Annotated in this window: 20 protein-coding genes and 1 pseudogene; 11 read left to right on the forward strand and 10 right to left on the reverse strand. The window is 71.3% G+C overall.

The window, feature by feature from the left end:
- Positions 1–126: 126 nt before the first annotated feature.
- The 5 genes from J2847_RS24720 to J2847_RS24740 all read left to right on the forward strand — a co-directional run bounded on the left by J2847_RS24720 (position 127) and on the right by J2847_RS24740 (position 7,073).
- Positions 127–1,152 (forward strand): helix-turn-helix transcriptional regulator, encoded by a 1,026-nt coding sequence (locus J2847_RS24720; RefSeq protein ID WP_209781449.1) that lies wholly within the window; start codon positions 127–129, stop codon positions 1,150–1,152.
- Between the two features lie 238 nt (positions 1,153–1,390).
- Entirely contained in the window at positions 1,391–3,586 is a 2,196-nt protein-coding gene (locus J2847_RS24725) for a TonB-dependent receptor (protein ID WP_209781450.1), read from the forward strand.
- A gap of 32 nt (positions 3,587–3,618) precedes the next feature.
- Complete coding sequence (locus J2847_RS24730) at positions 3,619–4,956, forward strand: MFS transporter (protein ID WP_209781451.1); 1,338 nt, start codon at positions 3,619–3,621, stop codon at positions 4,954–4,956.
- On the forward strand, positions 4,940–5,917 hold the full coding sequence (locus J2847_RS24735) for a helix-turn-helix transcriptional regulator (protein WP_209781452.1): 978 nt from the start codon (positions 4,940–4,942) through the stop codon (positions 5,915–5,917). The genes J2847_RS24730 and J2847_RS24735 overlap by 17 nt, the downstream gene beginning before the upstream one ends.
- A gap of 91 nt (positions 5,918–6,008) precedes the next feature.
- A complete protein-coding gene (locus J2847_RS24740) occupies positions 6,009–7,073 on the forward strand; it encodes a cation diffusion facilitator family transporter (RefSeq protein ID WP_209781453.1) in 1,065 nt (354 codons plus the stop codon).
- A 28-nt stretch (positions 7,074–7,101) separates the two neighbouring features.
- On the opposite strand, the gene J2847_RS24745 is transcribed toward J2847_RS24740, so the two are convergent.
- From J2847_RS24745 to J2847_RS24775, 7 genes are read right to left on the reverse strand one after another with little or no spacing between them, the layout of a single operon-like run.
- Positions 7,102–7,902 (reverse strand): crotonase/enoyl-CoA hydratase family protein, encoded by an 801-nt coding sequence (locus J2847_RS24745; protein ID WP_209781454.1) that lies wholly within the window; start codon positions 7,900–7,902, stop codon positions 7,102–7,104.
- Between the two features lie 26 nt (positions 7,903–7,928).
- The gene (locus tag J2847_RS24750; protein ID WP_209781455.1) at positions 7,929–9,077 is read right to left on the reverse strand and encodes an acyl-CoA dehydrogenase family protein; all 1,149 of its coding nucleotides are present in this window, start codon (positions 9,075–9,077) and stop codon (positions 7,929–7,931) included.
- A 32-nt stretch (positions 9,078–9,109) separates the two neighbouring features.
- The gene (locus J2847_RS24755) at positions 9,110–10,213 is read right to left on the reverse strand and encodes an acyl-CoA dehydrogenase family protein (RefSeq protein WP_233474758.1); all 1,104 of its coding nucleotides are present in this window, start codon (positions 10,211–10,213) and stop codon (positions 9,110–9,112) included.
- Entirely contained in the window at positions 10,210–11,388 is a 1,179-nt protein-coding gene (locus J2847_RS24760; RefSeq protein ID WP_209781456.1) for an acyl-CoA dehydrogenase family protein, read from the reverse strand. The genes J2847_RS24755 and J2847_RS24760 overlap by 4 nt, the downstream gene beginning before the upstream one ends.
- A gap of 28 nt (positions 11,389–11,416) precedes the next feature.
- Entirely contained in the window at positions 11,417–12,589 is a 1,173-nt protein-coding gene (locus J2847_RS24765; protein ID WP_209781457.1) for a thiolase family protein, read from the reverse strand.
- A 3-nt stretch (positions 12,590–12,592) separates the two neighbouring features.
- On the reverse strand, positions 12,593–13,516 hold the full coding sequence (locus J2847_RS24770) for a 3-hydroxyacyl-CoA dehydrogenase (protein ID WP_209781458.1): 924 nt from the start codon (positions 13,514–13,516) through the stop codon (positions 12,593–12,595).
- A gap of 18 nt (positions 13,517–13,534) precedes the next feature.
- Positions 13,535–14,371, reverse strand: a complete 837-nt coding sequence (locus tag J2847_RS24775; protein WP_209781459.1) for an enoyl-CoA hydratase/isomerase family protein — start codon at positions 14,369–14,371, stop codon at positions 13,535–13,537.
- A gap of 203 nt (positions 14,372–14,574) precedes the next feature.
- On the opposite strand from J2847_RS24775, the gene J2847_RS24780 reads away from it, so the two are divergent.
- A complete protein-coding gene (locus J2847_RS24780) occupies positions 14,575–15,504 on the forward strand; it encodes an IclR family transcriptional regulator (RefSeq protein ID WP_209781460.1) in 930 nt (309 codons plus the stop codon).
- On the opposite strand, the gene J2847_RS24785 is transcribed toward J2847_RS24780, so the two are convergent.
- On the reverse strand, positions 15,505–17,499 hold the full coding sequence (locus J2847_RS24785; protein WP_209781461.1) for an oxidoreductase: 1,995 nt from the start codon (positions 17,497–17,499) through the stop codon (positions 15,505–15,507).
- Positions 17,500–17,738: 239 nt separating this feature from the next.
- On the opposite strand from J2847_RS24785, the gene J2847_RS24790 reads away from it, so the two are divergent.
- The 4 genes from J2847_RS24790 (at position 17,739) to J2847_RS24805 (ending at position 21,739) form a co-directional block, all read left to right on the forward strand.
- The gene (locus J2847_RS24790; RefSeq protein WP_209781462.1) at positions 17,739–18,422 is read left to right on the forward strand and encodes a TetR/AcrR family transcriptional regulator; all 684 of its coding nucleotides are present in this window, start codon (positions 17,739–17,741) and stop codon (positions 18,420–18,422) included.
- A gap of 270 nt (positions 18,423–18,692) precedes the next feature.
- A complete protein-coding gene (locus J2847_RS24795; protein ID WP_209781463.1) occupies positions 18,693–19,469 on the forward strand; it encodes an SDR family NAD(P)-dependent oxidoreductase in 777 nt (258 codons plus the stop codon).
- Complete coding sequence (locus tag J2847_RS24800; protein WP_411800650.1) at positions 19,466–20,500, forward strand: NAD(P)H-quinone oxidoreductase; 1,035 nt, start codon at positions 19,466–19,468, stop codon at positions 20,498–20,500. Before J2847_RS24795 ends, J2847_RS24800 begins: the two co-directional genes overlap by 4 nt.
- Positions 20,501–20,521: 21 nt before the next feature.
- Positions 20,522–21,739: an ABC transporter substrate-binding protein gene (locus J2847_RS24805; protein ID WP_085553095.1), complete on the forward strand. Its 1,218-nt coding sequence runs from the start codon at positions 20,522–20,524 to the stop codon at positions 21,737–21,739.
- 150 nt (positions 21,740–21,889) lie between these two features.
- Here the strand turns inward: J2847_RS24805 and J2847_RS34680 are convergent, their stop codons facing one another.
- The gene (locus tag J2847_RS34680) at positions 21,890–22,015 is read right to left on the reverse strand and encodes a hypothetical protein (protein ID WP_267912561.1); all 126 of its coding nucleotides are present in this window, start codon (positions 22,013–22,015) and stop codon (positions 21,890–21,892) included.
- A 190-nt stretch (positions 22,016–22,205) separates the two neighbouring features.
- On the opposite strand from J2847_RS34680, the pseudogene J2847_RS24810 reads away from it, so the two are divergent.
- Positions 22,206–22,610, forward strand: a pseudogene (locus J2847_RS24810) (transposase); the annotation flags it as partial.
- Positions 22,611–22,668: 58 nt separating this feature from the next.
- Here the strand turns inward: J2847_RS24810 and J2847_RS24815 are convergent.
- Positions 22,669–24,192, reverse strand: coding sequence for a caspase family protein (locus J2847_RS24815; RefSeq protein ID WP_209781464.1), 1,524 nt, complete (start codon positions 24,190–24,192; stop codon positions 22,669–22,671).
- Positions 24,193–24,233: the final 41 nt, after the last annotated feature.

Raw genomic sequence — 24,233 nt, forward strand, 5'->3', positions numbered from 1 at the left:
AGATTGCGGCAGGTGCGAGCGAGAATCCAGGGTCCCGATCAACTCGGGCACGGTCAGCCAGCATGCCCGCCCCTCCGGGCGGGCCTTTCTGAATCCGTTCCTGACGATTGGCATTCGGGTGATGGCATGACCGGCTCTTCCCTCCAGGCATCGGCGCACCGCGCCGCGGTGTCCACCCAGGATTTCTGCAAGGCGTCGATGCTGTTCTGCGGCTACGCCCTTCTGCCGGCCGCTCCGTCCGCCGGCCGGGGGGGCGGGCGCGGCGAGGAGAAGCCGCTGTTCGCCGGAACGCTGGGGGCCTCGGCGCTGAAATCGGGGATCAACCTCGGCACCGCCCAGTTCACCGCGCTGCGCGACAGCGAGCATTCGGCCCTCTTCCCGCGCTCGCTCAGCTTCGTCCTGTCGCTGGAGGGGCGGTCGTCGGAGTTCGATCCGGGCGGCGGACGGTCGCGCATCGTGCTGAATCCGGGAGAGGCGGCGCTGTTCAGCTTCTCCGACGCGGTCGGCACCACCGGGCGCTATTGCCGGGGCCAGCGCAGCAAGTCGGTGCTGATCCAGCTCCGCTCCGACCGGATCGCCGACGAGGGGCTGGCCGACTTCGTCGACGCCCGCACCCGCGACAGCGGCATGCTCCCGCTCGGGACCTGCCCGCAGCTCGGCTTCCTGTGCGGGCAGCTCTTCGACCCGACGCTGTGCGGGACGGCCGGCTGCCTGCTGCTGGAGAGCCGGGTGCTGGAGATCGTCGCCCGCGCCATCCAGAAGCTGGAGCTGGACGCCGTGCGGCCGGTGGCGGCGTCGGGCGGTGGCGGGCGCGGCTCCGACGCGGCGAAGATGGCGCGGGTCCGCGACCGGCTGATGGCGGAGCCGGAGGGCGACCACAGCCTCGTGGCGCTGGCGCGCGAGGCCGGCGTCAGCGTGTCGGGGCTGAAGACCAAGTTCCGCGCGGTCTACGGCCAGACCGTCTTCGCCTTCCTGCACGAGCTGCGGATGGAGCGCGCGCGGACCGGGCTGGAGAGCGGCGGCTGGACGGTGACGCAGGCCGCGCATTTCACCGGCTACCGCCACGCCAGCAACTTCTCGACCGCCTTCCAGAAGCATTTCGGGCGCTCGCCCGGCCGTGGCGGCGGCCACCGGCCCTGTCCTCCCGCATAAGCATTCTGGCCTCCGGCATAAGCCCGGCCGGTGGCGGCGCCGCCGGCGGATCCACTATGGTTTTCCCGTAGTTTCCGCCATCCGGTGCCCTTCGGCGGCGGTGCTCGCGACCGTGGCATGCCCGTGCCGTCAGGCCCGCCGCCGCATTTGAAAGACCTTGGAGATTTGAATGCCGTTTGAAAGCCCGGCGCGACAGGCCGCGCGGTCTTCCCAGTTCTTGCCCGCTGGCGGGGTGTCTTTGAAGGATCGTGCCGTCATCCGTTCCGTCCTGCTGTCCGGCGCCGCCGCCGTGTCGCTGACCGTCTGCCTCGCCGCCGGAGCGCGGGAGGCGAGGGCCGGAGAGGCCGTGCCGCTTGCCCCGCAACTCGCGCAATCGCACGCCCAGGACGGCCCGATCACGCTGGAGGCGATCACCGTCGGCGCCCGCCGCCGGGCCGAGCAGGCGATCGACGTGCCGGTCAGCGTCACCGTGGTCGGCGAGGAGGAGCTGAAGGAACAGCGCGCCGACGATGTCGAGGATCTGGCGCGCAGGACCGTCGGCTGGCAGCAGCCGAATTACGGCGACGATCCCCGCACGGCGCAGCCGATCATCCGCGGCGTCGGCACCCTGTCGACCCTGCTGTCGCCCGACAACAGCACCGCCCCGACCCTGATCGACGGCGCGCCGCTGCCGGCCTTCGCCGCCTCGGGCCAGCTTCTCGACATCGGGCAGGTGGAGCTGCTGCGCGGACCCCAGGGCACGCTGTTCGGCCGCAACTCGACGGCCGGCGCGATCAGCCTGACCAGCGTCGCCCCCGGCCCCGAGACCGAGCGCCGCGTCACCGTCGAGATCGGCAGCGACGGCTACAGGAAGGGCGAGTTCCTGGTCGGCGGCGCCATCGGCCCGGACCTGTTCGGCCGCTTCGCCGTGCGGCTGCACCGGCAGAACGACTATCTGGACAACGACCACCCCGGCGAATCCGGCATCGGCGGCTACAGCGTCGGCGCCGCGAAATCCTCCTTCCTGTGGCAGGCGTCCGACCGCACCCAGGTGCAGCTGACCCTGGCCGGCGAGCGCGACCGCCGCGACACCGGCTACGCGCTGCGCCTGCCCGGCCGCAACGCCTACCAGGAGGAGCCGTCCTTCCGCCGCGACATGGCCTACGCGACGCTGAACGTCTCGCACGAGCTGGACGGCTTCGCCATCAAGTCGACCACGAATTTCACCCATTACAAATTCACCAACAGGGCCGACAACACCGACGGCCACCTGTTCAACGCCGCCTTCGGCCTGCCGGTCGGCTTCTTCGCCTACGACAACGAGATCGCCAAGTCGACCGGCAAGGAGAACCAGATCTACCAGGAGCTGCGGGCGCATTCGCTGAAGGGCGCGCCGCTGAACTGGGTGGTCGGCGGCGTCTTCGCCCACAACGACTACAAGGAGGACAGCGAGGGCACCTCCAACTTCTTCCCGACCATCGGCGGCCGGCGGCACGTCAACCTGACCTCGACGTCCTCGGCGGTCTACGGCGACGTCGCCTATCCCTTCGCCGAGCGCTTCGAGGTCGGCGGCGGCCTGCGCTACACCCACGACGTCAAGTCGATCGACCACCGCTACGCCGGCACCGGGGCGCCGGGCACCGTCTCCGCCTATTCCCAGGACAGCAGCCGCGACTTCGACATGCTGTCGGGCCGCTTCTCGCTGAGCTACAAGCCGACCGAGCACAGCCTCGTCTACGCCAGCGTGACGCGCGGCGCCAAGGCCGGCGGCTACCCGCGCTTCACCAACAACGCCACCACCGGCAACCCCGAGAACGGCTACGGCAAGACCGGCATCTGGGCCTACGAGGCGGGGGTGAAGGCCGATCTCGGATCCGCCACCACCCTGACGCTGGCCGGTTTCCGCAACGACGTGAAGGGCGAGGCGATCTTCGTCTACAACCCGGCCACCGGCACCTTCCCGATCGAGAGCTTCGACCTGAAGTCCTACGGGGCGGAGGCGGAACTCCGCAGCGAACTCGGCCACGGCTTCTCGGTGACGGCGCGGGCGGCGCTGACCAGGGCGGAGATCACCGGCGCCCCGGCGGCGATGTCGAGCCATGTCGGCAACACGGTGCCGAACGTCCCGACCTTCGACGGCGGCGTCGGGCTGGCCTACCGCACCCCGGCCGAGGGGCTGGGGCTGGGGAGCGAGTCCGAGCTGGCGGCGTCGGTCGCCTACCGCTTCGTCGGCAAGCGCGAGGCCGACACCGCCAACAACTTCACGCTCGACGCCCAGAACATCCTGGACGCCCGGCTCGGCGTCACCGTCCGCAACGTCACGCTCTACGCCTTCGGCGAGAATGTGCTGAAGGAGACGGTGGACCAGCAGGGCTCCAACATCGCGCCCGGCGTCAATTCGGTGGTGCCGTCGCGCGGCCGCACGGTCGGGCTCGGCCTGAGCGCGACCTTCTGATGTCCGATCGACCGAAACGCGGAGAGCCCGCCATGAGACCGGCGCATTGGGGGCTGATCGCCAGCCTCTACGTGACGCAGTTCCTGCCCGTCGCCTTCTTCTTCATGGGGCTCCCCGCGATCCTGCGCAAGGAGGGGATGGCGCTGGAGCGGCTCGGCGTCCTCTATCTGCTGGGCTTCGTCTGGGTCCTGAAGATCCTGTGGGCGCCGCTGGTCGACCGCGTCCGCTTCGGCCGGCTGGGGCACCATCGCGGCTGGCTGATCCTGACGCAGGGGGCGATGATCGGGATGCTGCTGCTGATCGGGCGGACCGACGGCATCGCCGATTTTCCCCTGCTGGTGGGCCTGAGCCTGGTGCTGACGGTCTTCTCGGCGACGCAGGACATCGCCACCGACGCGCTGACCTGCCGGCTGCTGCCGGCGGCGCAGCGCGGGCTGGGCAACAGCGTGCAGGTCGCCGGCGGGCTGGTCGGCATCCTGTTCGGCGGCGGCGCGCTGCTGGCGTTGTATCCGACGCTGGGCTGGGGCGGCTGCATGGCGCTGATGGCCGGGATCCTGGCGCTCACCCTCGTGCAGATCCTGCTGTTCCGCGAACCGCCGGCGGACGGGGCCGGCCCGGCGGCGCGTCCGGGCTATGGCCGGCTGTGGAGCTTCTGGCGGCAGCCGGGAACCGGCGGCTGGGTGTTGGTGATGGTGACGATGCCGGTCGGGATCGGCATGACCTTCGGCGTGCTGACGCCGATGCTGGTCGATGTCGGCTGGTCGCTGGAGCGGGTCGGCTTCGCGCTCAACATCGTCGGGTCGGTCGTCGGGCTCGCGGCGGTCTTCGCGGCGGGCTGGCTGCTCCAGCGCTTCGGGCGGCGGCGGGTGCTGGTCGCCGCCGCGCTGGCGCAGGCGCCGATCATCCTGTCGGTGCTGCCGCTGGCCGGCGGGGCGGGCAGCGGGCTGGTGGTGATGCCGTCGCTGGCGCTGGTGTTCCTCATCCACAACCCGCTGACCACCATCCTGGTCACCATCATGATGGACCGCGCCGGAAAGGGGACGGAGGGCACCGACTTCACCGCGCAGTACAGCCTCTACAGCTTCATGGGCTTCCTGTCGGGCGCCGTGGCGTTGCAGATCGCCGGGGCGGCCGGCTATCCGGCGATGATCCTGTGCGCGGCGCTGGTCGCCTTCGCCGCCTGGGGGCTGGCCTTCCGCCTCTACCGCGAGGCGGGGGGCGGGGGAGCGGATTTGAAGGAAGAGCCCCGGACCGGCAAGAACAGACATGGCGATTTTAAAATAAAAACCTGCGGACCACGCGGGGAAACTCCGATCGTGGCGATGGCAGAACCAGACGGGAGTGGTTTTCTCCATGATGAACGAGCATGAAGGAAGACAAGAAGGAAGGGCGGCGGACGGATCCGCCGACCCCGGTACGCTGACGACGCTGTCCTGCGGCAGCGCCTATCGGGCGAAGCGCCTGCGGATCGACGGCAGCATCGGCCTGTTCACCCTGTCGGGAACGATCGCGCGGGATTGCCGGATCTTCCTGCCGGCGATGGAGGACGGCGTCTCGCTGCTGTTCGTCCAGTCCGGCCGGGCGACCCTGATCGCCGAGGGGATGGAGGCGGCCGGCGGCAGCGAGGGCGGCGCCGGCCGGCTGGTCTACCAGCGGAGCTTCCGCGGCGCGCTGATGCTGCACGAGGCGGCCGAGCTGTCGCTGGTGGTCGTCAGCCTGCCCTTCGCGTTCCTGTGCCGCGCCTTCAACAACCGGCTTCCCGAGGCGCTGCGCCGTCATGTCGAGCCCGACCGTCCCGACGGCTTCCAGGACGAGATCCGGCTGACCGCCGCGATCCAGTCCGTCCTGCACCAGATCGCCAGCGTCCGGTTGAGCGGCGACCTGCAAACCATCTTCCTGACCAGCAAGACCTACGAGCTGATCGCGCTGGGGCTGGAGCAGTTCTGCCTGGGCCACTGCCCCTGCGGCCTGTCGGCGGCGGACATCGCCCGGCTGAAGAAGGCGCGCGACATCCTGGAGGAGAACCTGATCGACCCGCCCTCGATCCTGGAGCTGGCGCACCGCGTCGGCATCAACGACTGCAAGCTGAAGAAGGGCTTCAAGGCGCTGTTCGACACGACCCCCTTCGGCTACCTGAAGGAGCGGCGGATGATCGCGGCGCGCAGCGCGCTGCTGGAGGGGGACGTCTCGGTGACGGAGGTCGCCAACCAGGTCGGCTACACCAACCTCGGCCATTTCGCGGCCGCCTTCCGCAAGCAGTTCGGCACGCCGCCCAAGGGCTTCAAGAAGCTGTCCCAGGACAAGCTCCACGGCGCCAAGGCCCTGTATTAGCGGCGTCTCCGGCCGCAATTCCGTTGCGGGGGCGCGGAGCCGGGAGCATTCTGGACCGATCCGGTCCTCATCAGGAAGAAAGCCGTCCGCGATGCACACCAAGACGATCGACGCCTGGACCCACGACCACGGTTTCGGCCAGGATCGGGTCCGCCCGGCCGAGTTCCGCACGCTCCTGGTGGTGGTGCTGACCGCCGTGACCATGGTGGCGGAGGTGGGGGCGGGCATCGCCTTCGGATCGATCGCGCTGCTGACCGACGGGCTGCACATGGCCTCGCACGCGGCGGCGCTGGGCATCGCGCTGCTGGCCTACATCTTCGCCCGCCGCCACGCCCGCAACCGGGCCTTCAGCTTCGGCACCGGCAAGGTGAACGCGCTGGCCGGCTTCGCCAGCGCGCTGCTGCTGGTCTTCGTCACGCTGCTGATGCTGTGGGAAAGCCTGCACCGGCTGGTCGAGCCGGTGGCGATCGCCTTCGACCAGGCGCTGGTCGTCACGCTGGTCGGGCTGGCCGTCAACGTGGCGAGCGCCGCCATCCTGATGCACCGCCCGTCCGGCGCCGCCGCCGGCCACTCCCACGGGCACCACGATCACGATCACCATGAGCACGCCCATCGCGACCATGGCGATGCTCACGCGCATCATCGTCACGGCCCCGACCACGGCCCCGACCACGACCACGGGCACCACCATCACCACGGCCATGGCGGCCACGATCACCAGGACCACAATTTGCGGGGCGCCATCCTGCATGTGCTGGCCGACATCGCGACGTCGGTGCTGGCGGTTCTGGCGCTGCTGGGCGGCAAGCATCTCGGCGCCTCCTGGCTCGATCCCGCCATCGGCATCGTCGGCGCCGTGATGATCGCCCGCTGGTCCTGGGGGCTGCTGCGCGACACCGGCAAGGTGCTGCTCGACCAGGAGGCGCCGGACGCGGTGCGCGAGGCGGTGCGCGGCGCCATCGAGGCCGACGGCGACACCCGCATCGCCGACCTGCATGTCTGGTCGATCGGTCCGGGGCTGTTCACCACGGTGCTGTCGGTGGTCAGCCACGAGCCGCGCAGCCCGGACCATTACAAGGCGCTGCTGCCCGCCGGGCTGGGGCTGGTGCATCCGGTCGTCGAGGTGCGCCGCTGCCCCGGCGAGGCCGCCTGCTGACGGGCCGGGATGACAGGGTTGCGGCCGGTCACTCGCCGGTGAAGCTGGGCGGGCGCTTGGACAGCATGGCGTCGACCGCCTCGCGGTGGTCGGCGGTGGCGTGGGCCAGCGCCTGCATGGCCGCCGACATCTCCAGCAGCGTGTCGATGCGGACGTGCCGGCCCTCGCGCAGCAGGCGCTTGGTCATGCGCACGGCGTGCGGCGGGTTGACGGCGATCCGTCGGGCGAGCGCGCGGGCCGCCGGCAGCAGCTCCCCGGCCGGCACCACCTTGGAGACCAACCCGCAGGCCAGCGCCTCGGCGGCGTCGATCGGGTCGCCGGTGAAGGCCATCTCGCACGCCTTCGAGAAGCCGACGACGCGCGGCAGCAGCCACGCCCCGCCGTCGCCCGGCACGATGCCGACCTTGACGAAGCTTTCGGCGAAGCGGGCCGTCTGCGAGGCGATGCGCAGGTCGCACATGCAGGCGAGGTCGCAGCCGGCGCCGATCGCCGGGCCGTTGACCGCCGCGATCACCGGCACCTCCAGCCGCTCGAAGGCGAGCGGGATGCGCTGGATGCCGCGCTGGTAGTTGTGGCGGGTGCGCGCCGGCAGGGGATCGTTCAGCCCGCCGCCCTCGCGCATGGTGTGCAGGTTCCCGCCGGAGGAGAAGGCGCTGCCGGTGCCGGTCAGGATGGCGACGCGCACCGCCGGATCCCCGTTCAGCCGGTCGAGCGCGTCCACCACCGCCTCGACCATGTCGGGGTCGGAGATGGGGTTGCGCAGGTCCGGGCGGTTCAGCGTCAGGGTGACGATGCCGTCTTCCAGCTCGTACAGGACGGGGTCGCTCATCGGTCGTGTCCTCCGGGTCTTTTGGTTCAGCGCAGGCCGAGGCCGCGCGCGATGATGCCGCGCAGGATCTCCCGCGTGCCGCCGCGCAGCGAGAAGGCCGGGGCGTTCATCACCGTGTGGGCCAGCACGGCGGAGAATTCGCGGGTGGAGTCGAGGTCCGGCTCGGCCTCGACGAGTTGGCGGGCGATCTCCGGGATCTCCTGCTCGAACAGCGCGCCCAGATCCTTGACCAGCGAGGCCTGCAAGGTCGGGTTCTCGCCCTTGTCGAGCATCCCGGCGACCGAGCGCGACAGGCGGCGCAGCACGATCAGGTGGCCGACCAGCCGGCCGACCGCGATGGCGGCGTGGCCCGAGGGTTCCGGCCCCAGCGCCCGCACCAGCTCGGTCAGCAGCGCCATCGAGGACAGGAAGCGCTCCGGCCCGCTGCGCTCGAAGGCCAGCTCGCTCATCACCTGGTTCCAGCCGTCGCCGCGCCGGCCGATCAGCGCGTCGGCCGGCAGCACGACGTCCTCGAACACCACCTCGTTGAAATGGTGCGCGCCGGACAGGTCGAGGACCGGGCGGATGGTGATGCCGGGGGTGGAGAGATCGACCAGCAGCTGGCTGGTGCCGCCCTGGCGGTCCTCGGTCCCGCCGTCGGTGCGGCAGAACAGGATCATGTACTGGGCCTCGTGGGCGTAGGTCGTCCACAGCTTGGTGCCGTTGACCAGCCATCCCCCCTCCACCGGCACCGCGCGGGTGCGCACGGCGGCGAGGTCCGATCCCGAATCCGGCTCGCTCATGCCGATGCAGAAGGTGCAGTCGCCCGACGCGATGCGCGGCAGGATGGTCGCGCGCTGCTCCTCCGTGCCGTTCCTCAGCAGCAGCGGGCCGCTCTGGCGGTCGGCGATCCAGTGGGCGGCGACGGGGGCGCCGGCGGCCAGCATCTCCTCCAGCACGACGTAGCGCTCCAGCGCGCCGCGCTCGTGCCCGCCGTAGCGCTTGGGCCAGGTCATGGCGATCCAGCCGCGCGCGCCCATCCTGCGGCTGAAGTCGCGGTCGAAGCCGTTCCAGGAGTCGGCGCGCCGGCGCGGCGGTCGGTCGGCCAGCTCGGTCCTCAGGAAATCGCGGACCTCCGCGCGCAGCGCCTCGGTGGCGTCGCTGGCGGGTGGGGGCGGGAAGGCGATGCGGGGCATGGCGTATCTCTTTCGGACGGAGCGCGGGCGGGTCAGGCGGCGGTGACGAGCGGCCAGAGACCGTCGGCCCCGGCCGCCGCTGCCGCTTGGCCGAGCTGCCGCGCCCAGGACGCGTCGTTGCCGTACTCGTCGCGCCAGGACCACAGCCGGCGGGTCAGATGGTGGAGGACATGCTCGTGGGTGAAGCCGATGGCGCCGTGCATCTGGTGGGCGATGGAACAGGCGATCCCGGCGGCCTCGCCGCAGCGCATCTTGGCGGCGGCGATGGGCAGCGGGCCGGTGGGCAGTGGGCGGGCGCCGCCGGCCGCCAGTTCGGCGAAGGCTTCGGCCGCGCCATCGGCGGCGGCCCCGGCGGCGGCGGCCTGTCCGGCGAGCACCGCCAGATTCTGCTGCACCGCCTGGAACTTGCCGAGCGGCCGGCCGAACTGCACGCGCTCCCCGGCGTATTGCACCGTCAGGTCGAGCACGCGCTCGACGGCGCCGGCCATGGCGAGGCTGCGCAGGGTGGCGCCCATGGCGTGGAGGCTGTCGGCGTCGAGCCCAGTCGGCGCCGGGGCGACGCGGCCGGCGGGCAGGGCGAGGTCGAAGCGCAGGTCGTCGCGCGGCTCGCCGGCGATGTTGCGGCCCGCCTCGGCGACTCGCCACTCCCCGGCGTCGAGCCGGACGAGGTGGGACCGGCCATTCTGCTCGGCCACCAGGACGACGGCCGCCGCGTCGCGGCCCCAGGGAACCCGGCGGGCGGTCCCGGACAGGCGCCAGCCGTCGCCGTCGCGGGTCAGCGACGGCGCGTCGCTTCCGGCCGCCTTGGGCGGCGCCGCGGTCAGCGGTCCGGCCGGCACCTCCAGCCCGGCGCCAGCCAGCAGCCAGGCGGCCAGCATGCTGTCGGCCAGCGGCAGCGGGGCGGCGAAGGAGCCGGCGATGCGCACCAGCCCCAGCGCCTCGACCATGCCGAGGCCGAAGCCGCCGGCCTCCTCCGGCACCAGGGCGAGGGGGAGGCCCATCTCCTCGACGGCGGCCCACAGCTCGGCCGGCCAATGGCCCTCGTCGGCCAGCCGCAGCACGTCGGGCGTGACGCGGTCGGCGAGCAGGCGCCGGGCGGTGTCGGCCAGGATCCCGTCGGTCATGCTGTCGGTCATCGGCCGGATTCCTGCGTGTAAGTCTTGATGAGGTCGCGGGCGATGACGAGCTTCTGCACCTCCGAGGCGCCCTCGTAGATGCGCATCGGGCGGACCTCGCGGTACAGCTTCTCCACCACGCTGCCGCGCGCGACGCCGGCCCCGCCGAAGAGCTGGACGGCGGCGTCCACGACGCTGGCGGCGGCCTCGCTGCCGGTCAGCTTGGCCATCGAGACGTCGCGGGTGCAGCGCCCGCCGGTCGTGTCCTTGGCCCAGGCGGCGCGGTAGACGCAGAGCGCCGCCTGTTCCAGCGTGGTCGCCATCTCGGCCAGCCTGGTCTGCACGCCGTCCATCTCGGCCATCGCCTTGCCGAACAGGCGGCGGCCGGTGACGCGGCCGAGGCTCTCGTCGAGCGCCCGGCGCCCGGCGCCGATGCCGGCGGCCCCGACCGAGGCGCGGAAGACGTCGAAGGTCGCCATCGCCACCTTGAAGCCCTGGCCGGGCGCGCCGACCAGCCGGTCGGGAGTGACGCGCACGGCGTCGAGCCGCAGCGGGGCGGCGGGGTGGGGGGCCATGAAGTCGATGGGCGGGCCGGCGCTCAGGCCGGCTGAGTCGGCGTCGACCAGGAAGGCGGTCAGGCCGCGCGCGCCCGGCGCCTCGCCGGTGCGGGCGATGACGACGTAATGGTCGGCGAAACCGGCGTTGGAGATGAAGGTCTTCTCGCCGGTGATGCGCCAGCCGTCGCCGTCGCGCTCGGCCCTGGTCGTGATGTTGGCGACGTCGGAGCCGGTCTCCGGTTCGGTCAGCGCCAGCGCCGCGATGGCCTCGCCGCGCCGGGCGGGGGGAAGGTAGCGCCGGCACAGATCCGCCGAGCCGGTCTGCCAGAGGGCGGCGGTGCCGATGCCCTGCATGACGAAGACCGAATCCGCCAGATCGCCGAAGCGGTAGGCCAGCACCTCGCGCGCCAGGCAGACGCCGCGAAGGTCGATGCGAGCATCCCCCGCTTCCGCGCCCGGCGGCACGACGACATCGAGCAGCCCCTGGGCCCCCATGGCGCGGGCGAGGATGCGGCTGACGCCGCCGAGGTCGCGGCTGTCCTCGTCGATCTCCGGAAGCTCCAGGTCGAGCAGCGTCCGGGCGAAGGCGCGGTGGCGGTCCTCGAAGAAGGGGGTGTCCCAGAGCGGCCAGGGTTTCATGGGGGACTCCTGCATGGGAGACGGGGGCTCAGCCCAGCCGTTCGAGGATGGTGGCGGTGCCGAGGCCGCCGGCGCAGCACATGGTCTGGAGGCCGAAGGTCGCGTCGCGCCGCTCCAGCTCGTGCAGCAGCGTGGTCATCAGCCGCGCCCCCGACGCGCCCAGCGGGTGGCCCAGCGCGATGGCGCCGCCGTTGACGTTCAGCCGCTCCGGATCGGCGCCCAGCTCGCGCTGCCAGACCATCGGCACCGGGGCGAAGGCCTCGTTCACCTCGAACAGGTCGATGTCGCCGAGCGCCAACCCGGACCGCTCCAGCACGCGGCGGGTCGCCGGGATCGGGCCGGTCAGCATCAGCGTCGGGTCGGAGCCCAGAGTCGTCACCGCGCGGAAGCGCGCGCGGGGCGTCAGCCCGTGCGCCTTGGCGACCTCCGCCGCCATCAGCAGCAGCGCGGAGGCACCGTCGGCGATCTGCGACGAGTTGCCGGCGGTGATCCGCCCGTTCTCGCGGAAGCTGGTCTTCAGGGTGGACAGCTTCTCGCGGCTGGTGTCGCGGCGGATCGTCTCGTCCCTCGCCAGCGTCGCGCCGGTCTCCGGCAGGTCGCGCTCGCGCCAGTCGTCCACCGGCACCGGCACGATCTCGCGGTCGAAGAAACCGGCGTCGGCCGCCGCCGCCGCCTTGCGGTGGCTGGCGATGGCGTAGTCGTCGATGGCGTCGCGGGTCAGGCCCCAGGCGTCGGTGATGCGTTCCGCCGCCTCGCCCTGCGAGATCTGCGGGTGGGCCTCCAGCAGCTTCCAGCCGAAGGGCTTGCCGTGGACGTCGCGGTTGCCGCCCATCGGCACGCGGCTCATGCTTTCCACCCCGCCGGCCACCACCACGTCGTACTCGCCCGACGCGATGGAGCCGAGCGCGGCGTGGACCGCCGCCTCCGCCGAGCCGCATTTGCGGTCCACCGTCATGCCGGGGATCGTCGCCGGCCAGCCGGCGCTCAGCAGCGCGGTGCGCGCCGGGTTGGTGGACTGCTCGCCGACCTGGGTGACGCAGCCGAACACCACGTCGTCGACCAGCTCCGGCGCGATGCCGGTCCGGCGGACGATCTCGCGCAGGACCAGCGCGCCCAAATGGTCGGCCCGCACCGGGGCCAGCGCGCCGCGGAAGCGGCCGATCGGGGTGCGGACGGCCTCGACGATGACGACCTCACGCATGGTTCACTTGCTCCCCAGCAGGCCGGAACCGGGGACCTTCGTCCCGTTCTCGTACTTGTAGACGCCATGGCCGACCTTGCGGCCGGTGCGGCCCGACTTGACCATCTTGGCGATCAGCGGGCAGGGCCGGAACTTCTCGCCGAGCGACTGGTGGAGGTATTGCAGCACGGCCAGCCGCGTGTCCCAGCCGGTCATGTCGCCCAGCTCCAGCGGCCCCATCGGGTGGCCGAGACCGAGGCGCAGCGCGATGTCGATGTCCTCGGCGCTGGCGACGCCGGATTCCAGCATGTACATCGCCTCGTTGCCGAGCATCGCCGACATGCGGCTGGTGGTGAAGCCCGGCGCCTCGTTGACGACGATGGAGGTCTTGCCCAGCGCGTCCGACCACGCCCTCAGCCGGTCGACCACGCTGTCATCGGTCGCCAGCCCGCGGATGATCTCGACCAGCTTCATCTTGTGGACGGGGTTGAAGAAATGCATCCCGGCGACCCGCTCCGGCCGGGCCGAGGCGGCGGCGATCTCGGTGATGCTCAGCGCCGAGGTGTTGGTGGCGATGATCGCGCCGGCCGCCACCACCGGGTCGATGGCGCGGATGACGTCGATCTTGACGGCGAGCTGCTCCGACGCGGTCTCCACCACCAGATCGGCGCCGGTCGCGGCGGCGGCGAGGTCGCTGGCCGGGGTGATCAGCGACAGGGTGCGCGCCGCCGTCTCCTCCGTCAGCTTGCCGAGCCCGACCGCGTCGGCGACGATCTTGCGGATGTTGCCGAGCGCGTCGTCCAGCGCGGCGGCCTTCACGTCGAACAGCGTGGTGGCGTAGCCGCGCACCGCGAAGGCGTGGGCGATGCCACGGCCCATGATGCCGGCGCCGACGACCGTGACCTTGGCGTCGCCGGGAATGGTGGTGTTCGGGGTAGGGGCGTTCATCGGTCGGTTCACCTTGTCTCAGTGCCCCGTGAAAACGGGGCGGCGCTTTTCGCGGAAGGCGGCGGCGGCTTCCATCCGGTCCTCGGTGGTCAGCAGCAGCGTGAAGAGGGTCCTTTCCAGCGCGATCCCGTCCTTGAGGTCGAGGTCGGCGCCGGCCATCACCGCCTCCTTGACGTAGGCGGCGGCGGTCGGCGACTTGGCGGCGACGGTCTCGGCCAGCGCCAGGGACTGTTCGGCCAGCGCGCCCTGCGACGGCGCCAGCCGGGAGATCACGCCGAGCCGCAGCGCCTCCTCCGCGCCGAAGCGCTCGCCGGTCAGCATCAGGTCGAGCGCCCGGCCGACCCCGATCAGGCGGGGCAGCCGCTGGGTGCCCCCGGCGCCGGGAATCAGGCCGAGGTTGATCTCGGGCAGGCCGAACAGCGCGTCGGCCGAGGCGATGCGGATGTCGCAGGCCAGCGCGATCTCGAAGCCGCCGCCCAGGCAGAAGCCGTGGATGGCGGCGATGGTCGGCTTGCCCAGCGCCGCCACGGCGTCGACGTAGGCGATGGCGGGATCGGTCCGGCGGGCGGCGACGGCGGAGGTGACGGGCCGGAACTCCTTGATGTCGGCGCCGACGCAGAAGCCGCGCTCGCCGGCCGCGCGGATCAGGACGGCGCGGATTTCCGGATCGGCCTCCAGCGCGCGGCAGGCGCGGGTCAGGCCGCCGCGCACCGCCATGTTGATGGCGTTCAGCGCGTCCGGCCGGTTGAGCGTGACGATGCCGACGCCGTTGCGCCGTTCGACGAGGACGGCGCCGTCGCCGTGGGGCTCGCCGTCGTGGGCTCCAACGGCATGGGATTCTGGGTCGCTGGGCATGGGGAATTTCCCGGAAAACCGTGAGGGTCGGCGGGGGTGGCGCGCCGCCGCGGGCTGCGGGTTTCAAAGGCGCTGCGGGGCGCGGATTGTCCGTGCCGCCACCGTTACGCTAAGCCGGCGAACGAAGTGGCGCAAGCGGTTTTTCTCCATGGAGAAAGTTTTTCTGACGATATAAATTAATTCCGGAAGAGACGAAGGGGAGCATGACCGTGCGGGCAAAGGCACAGGGAACAGCGCCGGTGGCGGAGAGCGGCGGACTGGAGGCGTCCAAGCCGTCGCGCCCGCGCGGGCGGCCGCCGAAAGCTCCGCCCGTGACGGCGGAGGGAATGGAGGAGGAGCCGGCGGCAGCGGAGGCCGCCGCGGAAGCCGACGCGGAGGCCGCCGGCAAGCCGGTCGGCGCCGTGCTGAACTGCGTGAAGATCCTGAAGCTGCTCAGCCGCGCCGCCGCGCCGGTCAGCCTGACCCACATCGTGCAGGAGCTGGGGATGAACACCAGCACCGGCTTCAACATCCTGCGCACGCTGGTGCAGGAGGATTACGTGCGCTTCGACCCGCAGGCCAAGGTCTACTCCATCGGCCTCGGCGTGATGGAGCTGGCGCGCGGGGCGGCGACAGTGGCCGGCGACATCAACCTCGTGCGCCCGCTGATGGAGCGCGTCGCCCGCGATCACGGGGTGACGGTGACGTTGTGGCGGCGGATCGCGGCCGACCGCATGATGCTGGTGCTGGAGGCGCAGGGCACCGGCAACATGCGCATCCGGATGGATGTCGGGCAGCGGCTGCCGCTGACGATCGGCGCCGCCGGGCGCGCCATGGTGCCGCACGCCGGCCTGCCGGAGGCCGAGCTGCGCCGCCAGTTCGCCGCGCTGCGCTGGGACCGGCCGCTGTCCTTCGAGGATTTCATGGCCGAGGTGGCGGAGACGGAGCGGCGCGGCTGGGCGCTCGACAACGGCAACTACGCGCTGGGCACCGCCTCCATCGCCGTGCCGATCGTCAACGCGCAGGGCGGGCCGCTGATGGCCTGCACCGCCACCATGTTCCTCAGCCGGTTCGACGAGGCGCGCGCCGCCGGCATTGCCGGGGCGCTCGGCGAGGTCGCCCGCGCGCTGGCCCCGGCAATGCCGCATCTCTGATCAGCAGGCGAGCCCCAGAACCGGCTCGGCCCGCCCCCCGCCCTCGGCGCGGGTGACGGCGCGCACCGCCGCGTAGGCGTCGTGCACCGCGTCGCCGATGCGGCCGACCTCGCGGCTGTCGCCGATCACATGGGTCGGCAGCCCGGCGGCGCGCAACGCCTCGGCCAAGCCGTTCTCCGGCACCCGGCCGAGCGCCAGCAGAACCTGCCCCGCCGCATGGCTGTGGTCGGCCCCCTCCTGGTCGCGCAGGACGACCCGCCCGTCGCCGACGGCGGCGACCTCCATGCCGGTCTCGATGCGGATGCGCGGGTTGCTCTCCAGCCGGGCGACGAGCTGCCGGCGGTAGACATACTGCGCCCGGCGGGCCAGCCGCCGTTCCGGCGAGCGGCTGACCAGGATCACGTCGCGGCCGGACTCCGCCACATGCTCGGCGCACTCGCAGCCGGTTTCGCCGCTGCCGGCGATCACCACGGGACCGTCCCCCAGCGCCGCCTCCCCGGTCAGCAGGTCGTGAGCGAAGCCGACCGGGACGGAGGCGCTTCCGGCGAGGGGAAACGCCCGATTGGCCGCCCCGGTGGCGACGACGGCGAGCGCCGGGCGCAGGGCCAGCACGTCGTCGGCCGTGGCGGCGGCGCCGAGCCGCAGCTCGACCCCGGAGTCCGCCAGCCGGCGCACCAGATAGTCGCGGTACCAGAAGAACTTGTCCTTGCCGGGCGGCGTCGCCGAGGCGACCAGCCCGAGGCCCAGCCTGTCCGCCTTCTCGAACAGGGTGACGCGGAAACCGGCGTCCTGGAGCAGCAGCGCCGCCACCATGCCGCCGGGGCCGCCGCCGACCACGGCGGCGGCGCGGCCGGCGCCGCTGCGCAGAACCGGGGCTTCGGTCTCGCGGCCGGCGCGCGGGTTCTCGGCGCAGCCCAGCCGCTTGTGGGCGAGAAGCTGGTCGACGCACCAGTTGCAGGAGGTGCAGGGGCGGATGTCCGCGACGGCGCCGCGCCGGGCCTTGTCCGGCCATTGCGGGTCGGCCAGCAGGGCGCGGCCGAGCGCCACGAAATCAGCCGAGCCATCGGCGATCGCCCGCTCGGCGACGTCGGGCTGGCGGATCACGCCGACGGTCAGCACCGGCACCCCGGCCACCGCCCGGATCCGGCTGGCCAGCGGGATGCGCCAGCCCTGCGGGGCGGAGACCGGATCGACGTTGCGGTCCATGCGTTCCGCCGTGCCGGTCGAGACGTGCAGCGCGTCGGCCCCGGCGGCGACGAGGCGCGGGGCGATCCGCTCCGCCTCGTCCAGGGTGGTGCCGCCCTCGACGAACTCCTCGGCGGACAGGCGGACGATCACCGGCGCCTCGCCCGCCCCGTGGCGGACCGCCGAGACGACCGCCAGCGGGAAGCGCATCCGGTTCTCCAGCGACCCGCCATAGGCGTCGGTCCGCCGGTTGGCGGCGCCCGACAGGAAGCCGCCGATCAGGTAGCCGTGGGCGCCGTGGATCTCCACCGCGTCGTAGCCGGCGGCGACGGCGCGCGCCGCCGCGTCGCCGAACTTCCGCACCAGATCCGCGATCTCCGGCACGGTGATTTCGCGCGGTTCCTCGCGGTAGACCCGGCAGGCGATGGGCGAGGGGGCAATCGGGGCCCGCCCGCCGGTGAAGCGCCGCAGCGTCTGCCGCCCGGCGTGGAAGAGCTGGAGGCAGGAGCGCGCGCCGTGCGCGGCGATGGCGGCGGTCAGCCGGCGGTGGCTGGCGATCAGGGAGTCGTCGTCGATCCCGAGCTGCGGCGCGCCGCCGAGCCCGGTCGGGCGGTCGACGCAGGCGTACTCGACGATCACCATCCCCACCCCGCCGGCGGCGCGGGCGGCGTAGTAGGCGAGCATCGCGTCGGACACGGTGCCGTCCTCGGCCGCCATGTTGGATTCCATCGGCGCCATGACCAGCCGGTTCGGCAGCACGAGGTTGCGCAGGCGGCCGGGGGAGAAGAGGTGGGGAAATGCGGGATCCATCGTCGCGTCCAAAGCTGTGGGCCGGGGCCATGGGCCGGAAGGGGGCCCGGAGGGACGGGCCGGGGTGGCGCGGGGCGGCAAACGGGCCGTCACCGCCAAATACAATCACACATGACTTTTTTTGCCGTCAACGGTCTTCTGCGAACTGTGCTAGGATCCGTGACGGTTGCGGACCGGCGGCGCGCGGCGCCTGTTTGCGCAAGCGGCTTTTGGTCCAGGCAGGAGGGGGACGGTCGGGCATGGTGCGGGCGATCCAGGACGAGACGGTCGAGGCCGGCGACGAGGAGGGGCGCAAGGCCCAGCGCAAGCCCCAGCAGGAGCGGAGCAACGCGACGCGCCGCAAACTGGTGCGCGCCACCATCGACCTGCTGCGCGAGCGCGGCTACGCCAGCGTCACCACGCCGGACATCGCCGACCGCGCCGGGGTGTCGCGCGGCGCGCTCCAGTATCATTTCGCCGGCAAGGAGGAGATCTACTTCGCCGCCATCCAGGAGATCACCGCCTGGATGGACAAGGAGATGAATCTGGCGGTCTTCGTCGGGCTGCCCATCGCCGAGCGGGTGGAGCGGGTGGTCAACCAGCATTGGGAGGTCTTCGGCAGCGACGATTACGTGGCGGCGCTGGAAATCCGCCTCTACGAGCGCTTCAACGACTGGCTGCACCAGAGCATCCGCACCACGCTGGGCAAGGTGACGGAAACCCGCGACCTGGAATGGGTGCGGCTGTTCGCCGATTCCTCGGCCGACACGGCGACCGTGGTGCGGCTGCGCCGAATGGTGCTGGACACGCTGCGCGGCTTCGCCCTGCGCAAGATCCAGGAGGGGCCGGAGGTGGATTTCCGGCCGGAGCTGACGCTCCTGAAGGGCTTCCTCGTCGGCGTGCTCCAGCCGATCCCGCGCGCCGCCGGACCGGAGCGCGTATAAAAATCATGAATGAATGATTTCTGTTGCGGGACCGGCCGGTCTTTCCTATAGTTCGTGTCGCTGACGAATGATCGGGGTGCGTGACGCGCCGGCCCGCCGTCCGGTGCCTCCCCCAGCGCTTCGCGTGCGTTCGCCCATGCATTTTTTCCGGGGCACCGGCGCCGTTGTCGGCGCCGCCCGGCCCGCCCGCCGAACCGATGCCGGCGGCGCCGGCCCCGCTTTCCCGAGCGCGTCTTTCCGAACCCCTCGCATCCAACCGGGACACACATCATGATGGAATGGGCGGTCGTCACCGGCGGCAACCGGAACATCGGCGCGGGCATCGCCCGCCGGCTGACCGAGGACGGCTATCGGGTGATCGTGGCGTCGCGCACCCCGCCGGAGCACGACTTCCACGCCGGCTACGTGCCGATGGATCTGGCCGATCCGGAGGCGTCGGCGGCGGCGCTGGCCGGGTTCATCGGCGAGCGTCCGGTGACGCGCTTCGTCCACAACGCCGCCATCGCCCCGCTGGCGCCGGGGGATACCGTGTCGGCCGCCGAACTCGCCCGCGTCTACGCGGTCAATGTCGGCGCCTTCGTCGCGCTGACGCAGGCGCTGCTGCCGTCGATGCGCCGCCAGGGCATCGGGCGGATCGTCGCCATCGGCAGCCGCGCCGCGCTGGGCAAGGAGGGACGGACCGCCTACGCCGCCAGCAAGGCGGCGCTGTCCGGCCTGGTGCGCACCTGGGCGCTGGAGCTGGGCGGCGACGGCATCACCGTCAACGTGGTGGCGCCCGGCCCGGTGCGCACCCCGCTGTTCGACGTCTCCAACCCGCCCGGCCACCCGATGACCGAGAAGCTGCTGCACGGCGTGCCGGTCGGCTTCATCGGCACGCCGGACGACGTCGCCCACGCCGTGTCCTTCTTCGCCAGCGACGCCGCGCGCTTCGTCACCGGGCAGGTGCTGTTCGTCTGCGGCGGCACCTCCATCGCCTTCAAGGACCCGGAGGCCCGCCCGCCGGTGACGCACCGCCACGCCGCCGCCTTCCCGGAGCGGGGGCGGTGAGCGGCATTCCCGGCCGCATGGCCGCCATCGCGATCCGCGAGCCCGGCGGGCCGGAAATGTTGCGCGCGGTGACGCGCCCGCTGCCGGTTCCGGCGGACGGCGAGGTGCTGATCCGGGTCGCCGCCGCCGGGATGAACCGGGGCGACCTGCTGCAACGGCAGGGGCTCTACCCGCCGCCGCCCGGCGCCTCCGACCTGCCGGGGCTGGAGGTTTCGGGGCTGGTGGCGGCGCTCGGCGCCGGGGTGCAGGGGCTTGCCGTGGGAGACCGCGTTTGCGCCCTGGTCGCCGGGGGCGGCTACGCCGAGTTCTGCGCGGCGCCGGCGGCGCAATGCCTGCCGGTCCCGGACGGCCTCGACCTCGCGACGGCGGCGGCGTTGCCGGAGGCGCTCTGCACCGTCTGGACCAATCTGGCCGAGCGCGGGAATCTGCGCCCCGGCGACCGCGTGCTGATCCATGGCGGGGCCAGCGGCATCGGCACCATCGCCATCCAGGCCGCCCGCCTCCTCGGCGCCGCCCAGGTCTTCGCCACCGCCGGCAGCCCGGACAAGCTGGCGCTCTGCGCGGATCTCGGCGCCGACCGCGCCATCGACCACCGCAACGAGGATTTCGTCCGCGTCGTCCGGGACGCCACCGGCGGGCATGGGGTGGACGTGATCCTCGACATGGTCGGCGGCGATTATCTGGAGCGCAACATCGAGGCGCTGGCGGTCGGGGGGCGCCTCGTCCACATCTCCTTCATCGCCGGCTCGCGGGTCTGCGCCGAGCTTCGCCCGGTGATGACCAAGCGGCTGACCATCACCGGCTCGACCCTGCGCGGGCGCGATGCCGCCGACAAGGCGGCCATCGTCGCCGGGGTGCGGGCATCGCTGTGGCCGCGCGTCGCCGACGGGACCCTGCGCGCCGTGCTCGACCGCGGCTTTGCGCTGTCCAAGGCCGCCGACGCCCACCGCTTCATGCATGAGGGCCGCCACAAGGGCAAGATCCTGCTCCACACCGGCTGGCGGCCGTCCGGGACCGACACTCAAAACTGACCCTGGGGAGGGAGAAGCGACATGACCAAGCACGGCATGACCAAACAGCGTGCGTTGATCGCCGCCGCCGTCTGCGGCCTGCTGGCCGCCGGCACCGGCACCGCCCAAGCGTCCGGCGACGCGGTGATCGTCGGTCTGCTCGACGACCTGTCGGGGCCGACCGCCGATTTGTCGGGCAAGGGCAAGGTGGTCGCCGCCCAGATGGCGATCGACGATTTCGGCGGCAGCGTGCTCGGCAAGCCGGTCCGGCTTCTCGCCTCCGACCACCAGAACAAGCCGGAGATCGCCAGCACCCAGGCGCGCGAATGGTACGACCGCGACGGGGTGGACATGATCACCGGCATGTCGAACTCGGCCGTGGCGCTCGCCGTCCGCGCCATCGCCCGCGAGCGCGGCAAGGTCGACGTCATCGCCGGCGGCACGGCGGATTCGCTGATCGGCGCCGACTGCTCGCCGACCGGCATCCTGTGGACGGCGACCGCCCGCGCCATCGCCGGCACCACGGCGGCGGTGGTGTCGCAGACCGAGAAATCCTGGTTCATGCTGACCGTCGACTATTCGGGCGGCAAGTCGCTGGAGGCGGCGGCGGTCGAGGTGCTGAAGGCCAGGGGCGCCACCGTCGCCGGCACCGCCCGCCACCCCTTCAACAACGCCGACTTCTCGTCCTTCCTGCTCCAGGCGCAAAGCTCGGGGGCGAAGGTGCTGGCGCTGTCGAACACCGGCGCCGACACGCTGACCGCCTTGAAGCAGGCCAACGAGTTCGGCATCCGCGACGGCGGCATGAGCATCGTCGGGCTTTATTTCGACACCACCCAGATCAAGGCGCTGGAGGACGAGGCGGTCAAGGGCCTGACCTACACCTCCAGCTTCTATTGGAACCGCGACGCGCAGGCGACGGCCTGGGCCAAGCGCTTCATGGACCAGCGCGGCGTGCTGCCGTCGCAGAGCCAGGCGGCGACCTACTCCAGCGTGCTGCATTACCTGAAGGCGGTGAAGGCGGCGGGGACCACCGACTCCCCGAAGGTCATCGCCGAGATGCAGAAAATTCCGGTCGAGGACCCCGTCACCGGCAAGGGCTGGGTCCGCGCCGACGGCCGGGTGATGTACGACATGTATGTGATGCGTGCCAAGGCGCGCGCGGCGATGAGCGGTCCGCTCGACCTCGTCGATCTGGTGAGGACCGTGCCGCCGGACGAGGCCTTCGGCCCGATCAGCCCCGAGTGCCACCTGAAGAGCTGAGGCGGTCGCCGCCACATCGCCCCACCATATCGTCATGCCCGGCCTTGTGCCGGGCATCCACGGCGGCAAATCCTCCTGAAGGTCGCGCGTGGATGACCGGGCCAAAGCCCGGTCATGACGACGGCAACGGAAAAGGGGGCGCGGGCCCGCTCAGCCGGCGATGCCCGTCCCGGCGGTCCCCTCCCGGCGGCGCAGAAAATCGTAGCCGGCGCGGTCGGCGCGCGCGGCGGCGCCGCCCCAGGCCTCCACGCAGTCGGCGATGTCCTGGCGGGTCATCGCGCGCGGCTTCGGGTGGCCGTCGTCCTGCGGGATGGCGCTCGGCGCCTGTCAGGCGACACGTCAAAGCCCCCTCTGGCGACACGAGGGATGAGGGATGCCGAGCTTGAGCGAGGCTTTTCCGCGGGGCTGTGAACCGCGGAGGGACGTGATGAAAGCGCCGGATGAGGTGTCGGCGATGCTGAAGCTGAAGGCGCTGGGCCTGTGGCTCGAGCAGAACGAAGGCGCCAAGGTCTGGCTGCGCGTCCTGAACGAACTGCGCAACCGGGGCGTCGAGGGCATCCTGCTGGCCGTGGTCGACGGGCTGAAGGGCTTTCCCGAGGCCGTCGCCGCCGCGCTGAAGACGGGCCCTGGGGCGAAAAGTACGCGGCCATCGGCAAGGCGTGGCGGCGGGCGTGGCAGGAGGTCGTTCCCTTCTTCGCCTTCCCGCGAAGTCCGGCGCATCCTCTGCACCACCAACGCCATCGAGGCGTTGAACTTCAAGCGGCGCCGGGCGGTCCGTGCCAGGGGGCATTTCCCCAATGACGAGGCCGCCCTGAAGCTCCTGTTTCTCGTCTTGAACCGCGCCGGGGAAGACTGGAAGATGCCGCCAAAGCGGAGGCCGGCGCCAACGGCCCGCCGACGGGCAGGCTCCTCAGACGGATGCCGCTTGGCTAGTTCTTCTCGAATCCATCCTGAGACGTCGCCACCCATACACGCCGCACGGCCCCCTCGAACCCACCGTCATGCTGGTTGTTTTTCCAGAACGAGGAAGTGGCCTCTCCGATCGTCGGCTGTCCGAGCGACCGCTCATGCGTGCCTCCTCCTCCAAGACGCTGGGTCTGGCTCCGGTCGGAGGCCACGATGTTTCCGTTGACCTTGATGAAGCGGCCACCCGAACCAAAGCTGACACCGATCCTCATCCATTCCCCAAAGCGGAAGTCGGTGCCAAGCGCCTGCAACTTGTATTTTTGCTTGTGTCCCGCTTCGTATTTCTCGCCAGCGATATGAAACGTGACATCACCGTTCTTGCACACGGTAAGCCATGCGCTTCCTGGCCATGTGACGTCTCCTCCCTGAGCATCGGTCGTGAATATCAGCGCGCATGAATTGTCTTCGTTGAGGCTGAAGTTGGAATACGAATAGCCGCGATCGACCCGGATATCGATTTCGAGGGTCCCTTCCCTGGGAAACCCCTCGGAAAAAGGATAGACGATCCGGCTTTCGCTTTTCTGTTTGAAGACAGCTCGCTTCTCGGAGCCGCTCCCTTGAAAGGAAACCCCGTACGGATTTCCCCGGGATGCGTGCGTGTTGAAATCATCAACGAACAGGTACGACCGGCCCGGTGGCGTTGGCGGAAGGGAGGCGATCACGTTTCCTCCCGTTTGCGGTTGCGGACGCGTCCGGGGCGGCCGCTCGGGCGTTGCGGAGTCCGGTTCCGTCAGCGAAAACCAGAATGGAGCCCGCAGATTGGAACTGGTCCACGGAGATTGCTTTCCGCCGGACTCCCGCTCCACCATGTTGACCACGTCGATGAAGATGTCTTCGATCCGTCGTTCCGGCTTGCGCAAAGCCTGAAGCAAGGCGGCGGTGAAGCGGCCGTTGCGCCCCGAACCATCGTCGGCGCTGGCGCCGGGAGCGGTGGCAAAAGCGATGTAGGTGCCACTGCCCATTTCCAATCGCGCCAACCCCCGGCTGGCGGAGCGCCCCCGGCTGGGCAGTGGGTTGTCGCGGCAGGCGTCGAGAATGACGATCAGAGGAGCAGCCCCCCGGTCGGCGAAATGCCGCCGCAACGTGTCAAGCGACACCGCCAGATCCGGGACGTCCTCCTGGTAACGGATATCGCGATCATCGACCGGCGCCATGTAGTTGACACCCTCGACCTGCAAGCCATGACCGGCATAGTAGAACAGCGCCACGTCACCCGAGCGGACGGTGGCGGCGAAGTCGCGCAGAAGGGCGAGCAGGGGCAGCCGCGCCAAATTGATCTGGGCTTTTCCCCCCACCAACTCGAATCCGAGTTTCTGCAACGTTTCCGCCATGTCGATGGCGTCCTTGTCCGGGTTGCGCAACGAAGGCAGGCCGGCATAGGTGCCGTTGCCCACCACCAAAGCCACGCGGCGTTCCGCGTTGGCGGTGACGGAGAACAGCGATGCCGCCAGAAGCACGAACCATAAGACCGTCCATTGCCGCATCATCCCTCTCCCCCGCTTCCCAACCCGCCGGAATCCGCCTTTCG

Source organism: Azospirillum agricola, from assembly GCF_017876095.1.
GTDB lineage: Bacteria > Pseudomonadota > Alphaproteobacteria > Azospirillales > Azospirillaceae > Azospirillum > Azospirillum agricola.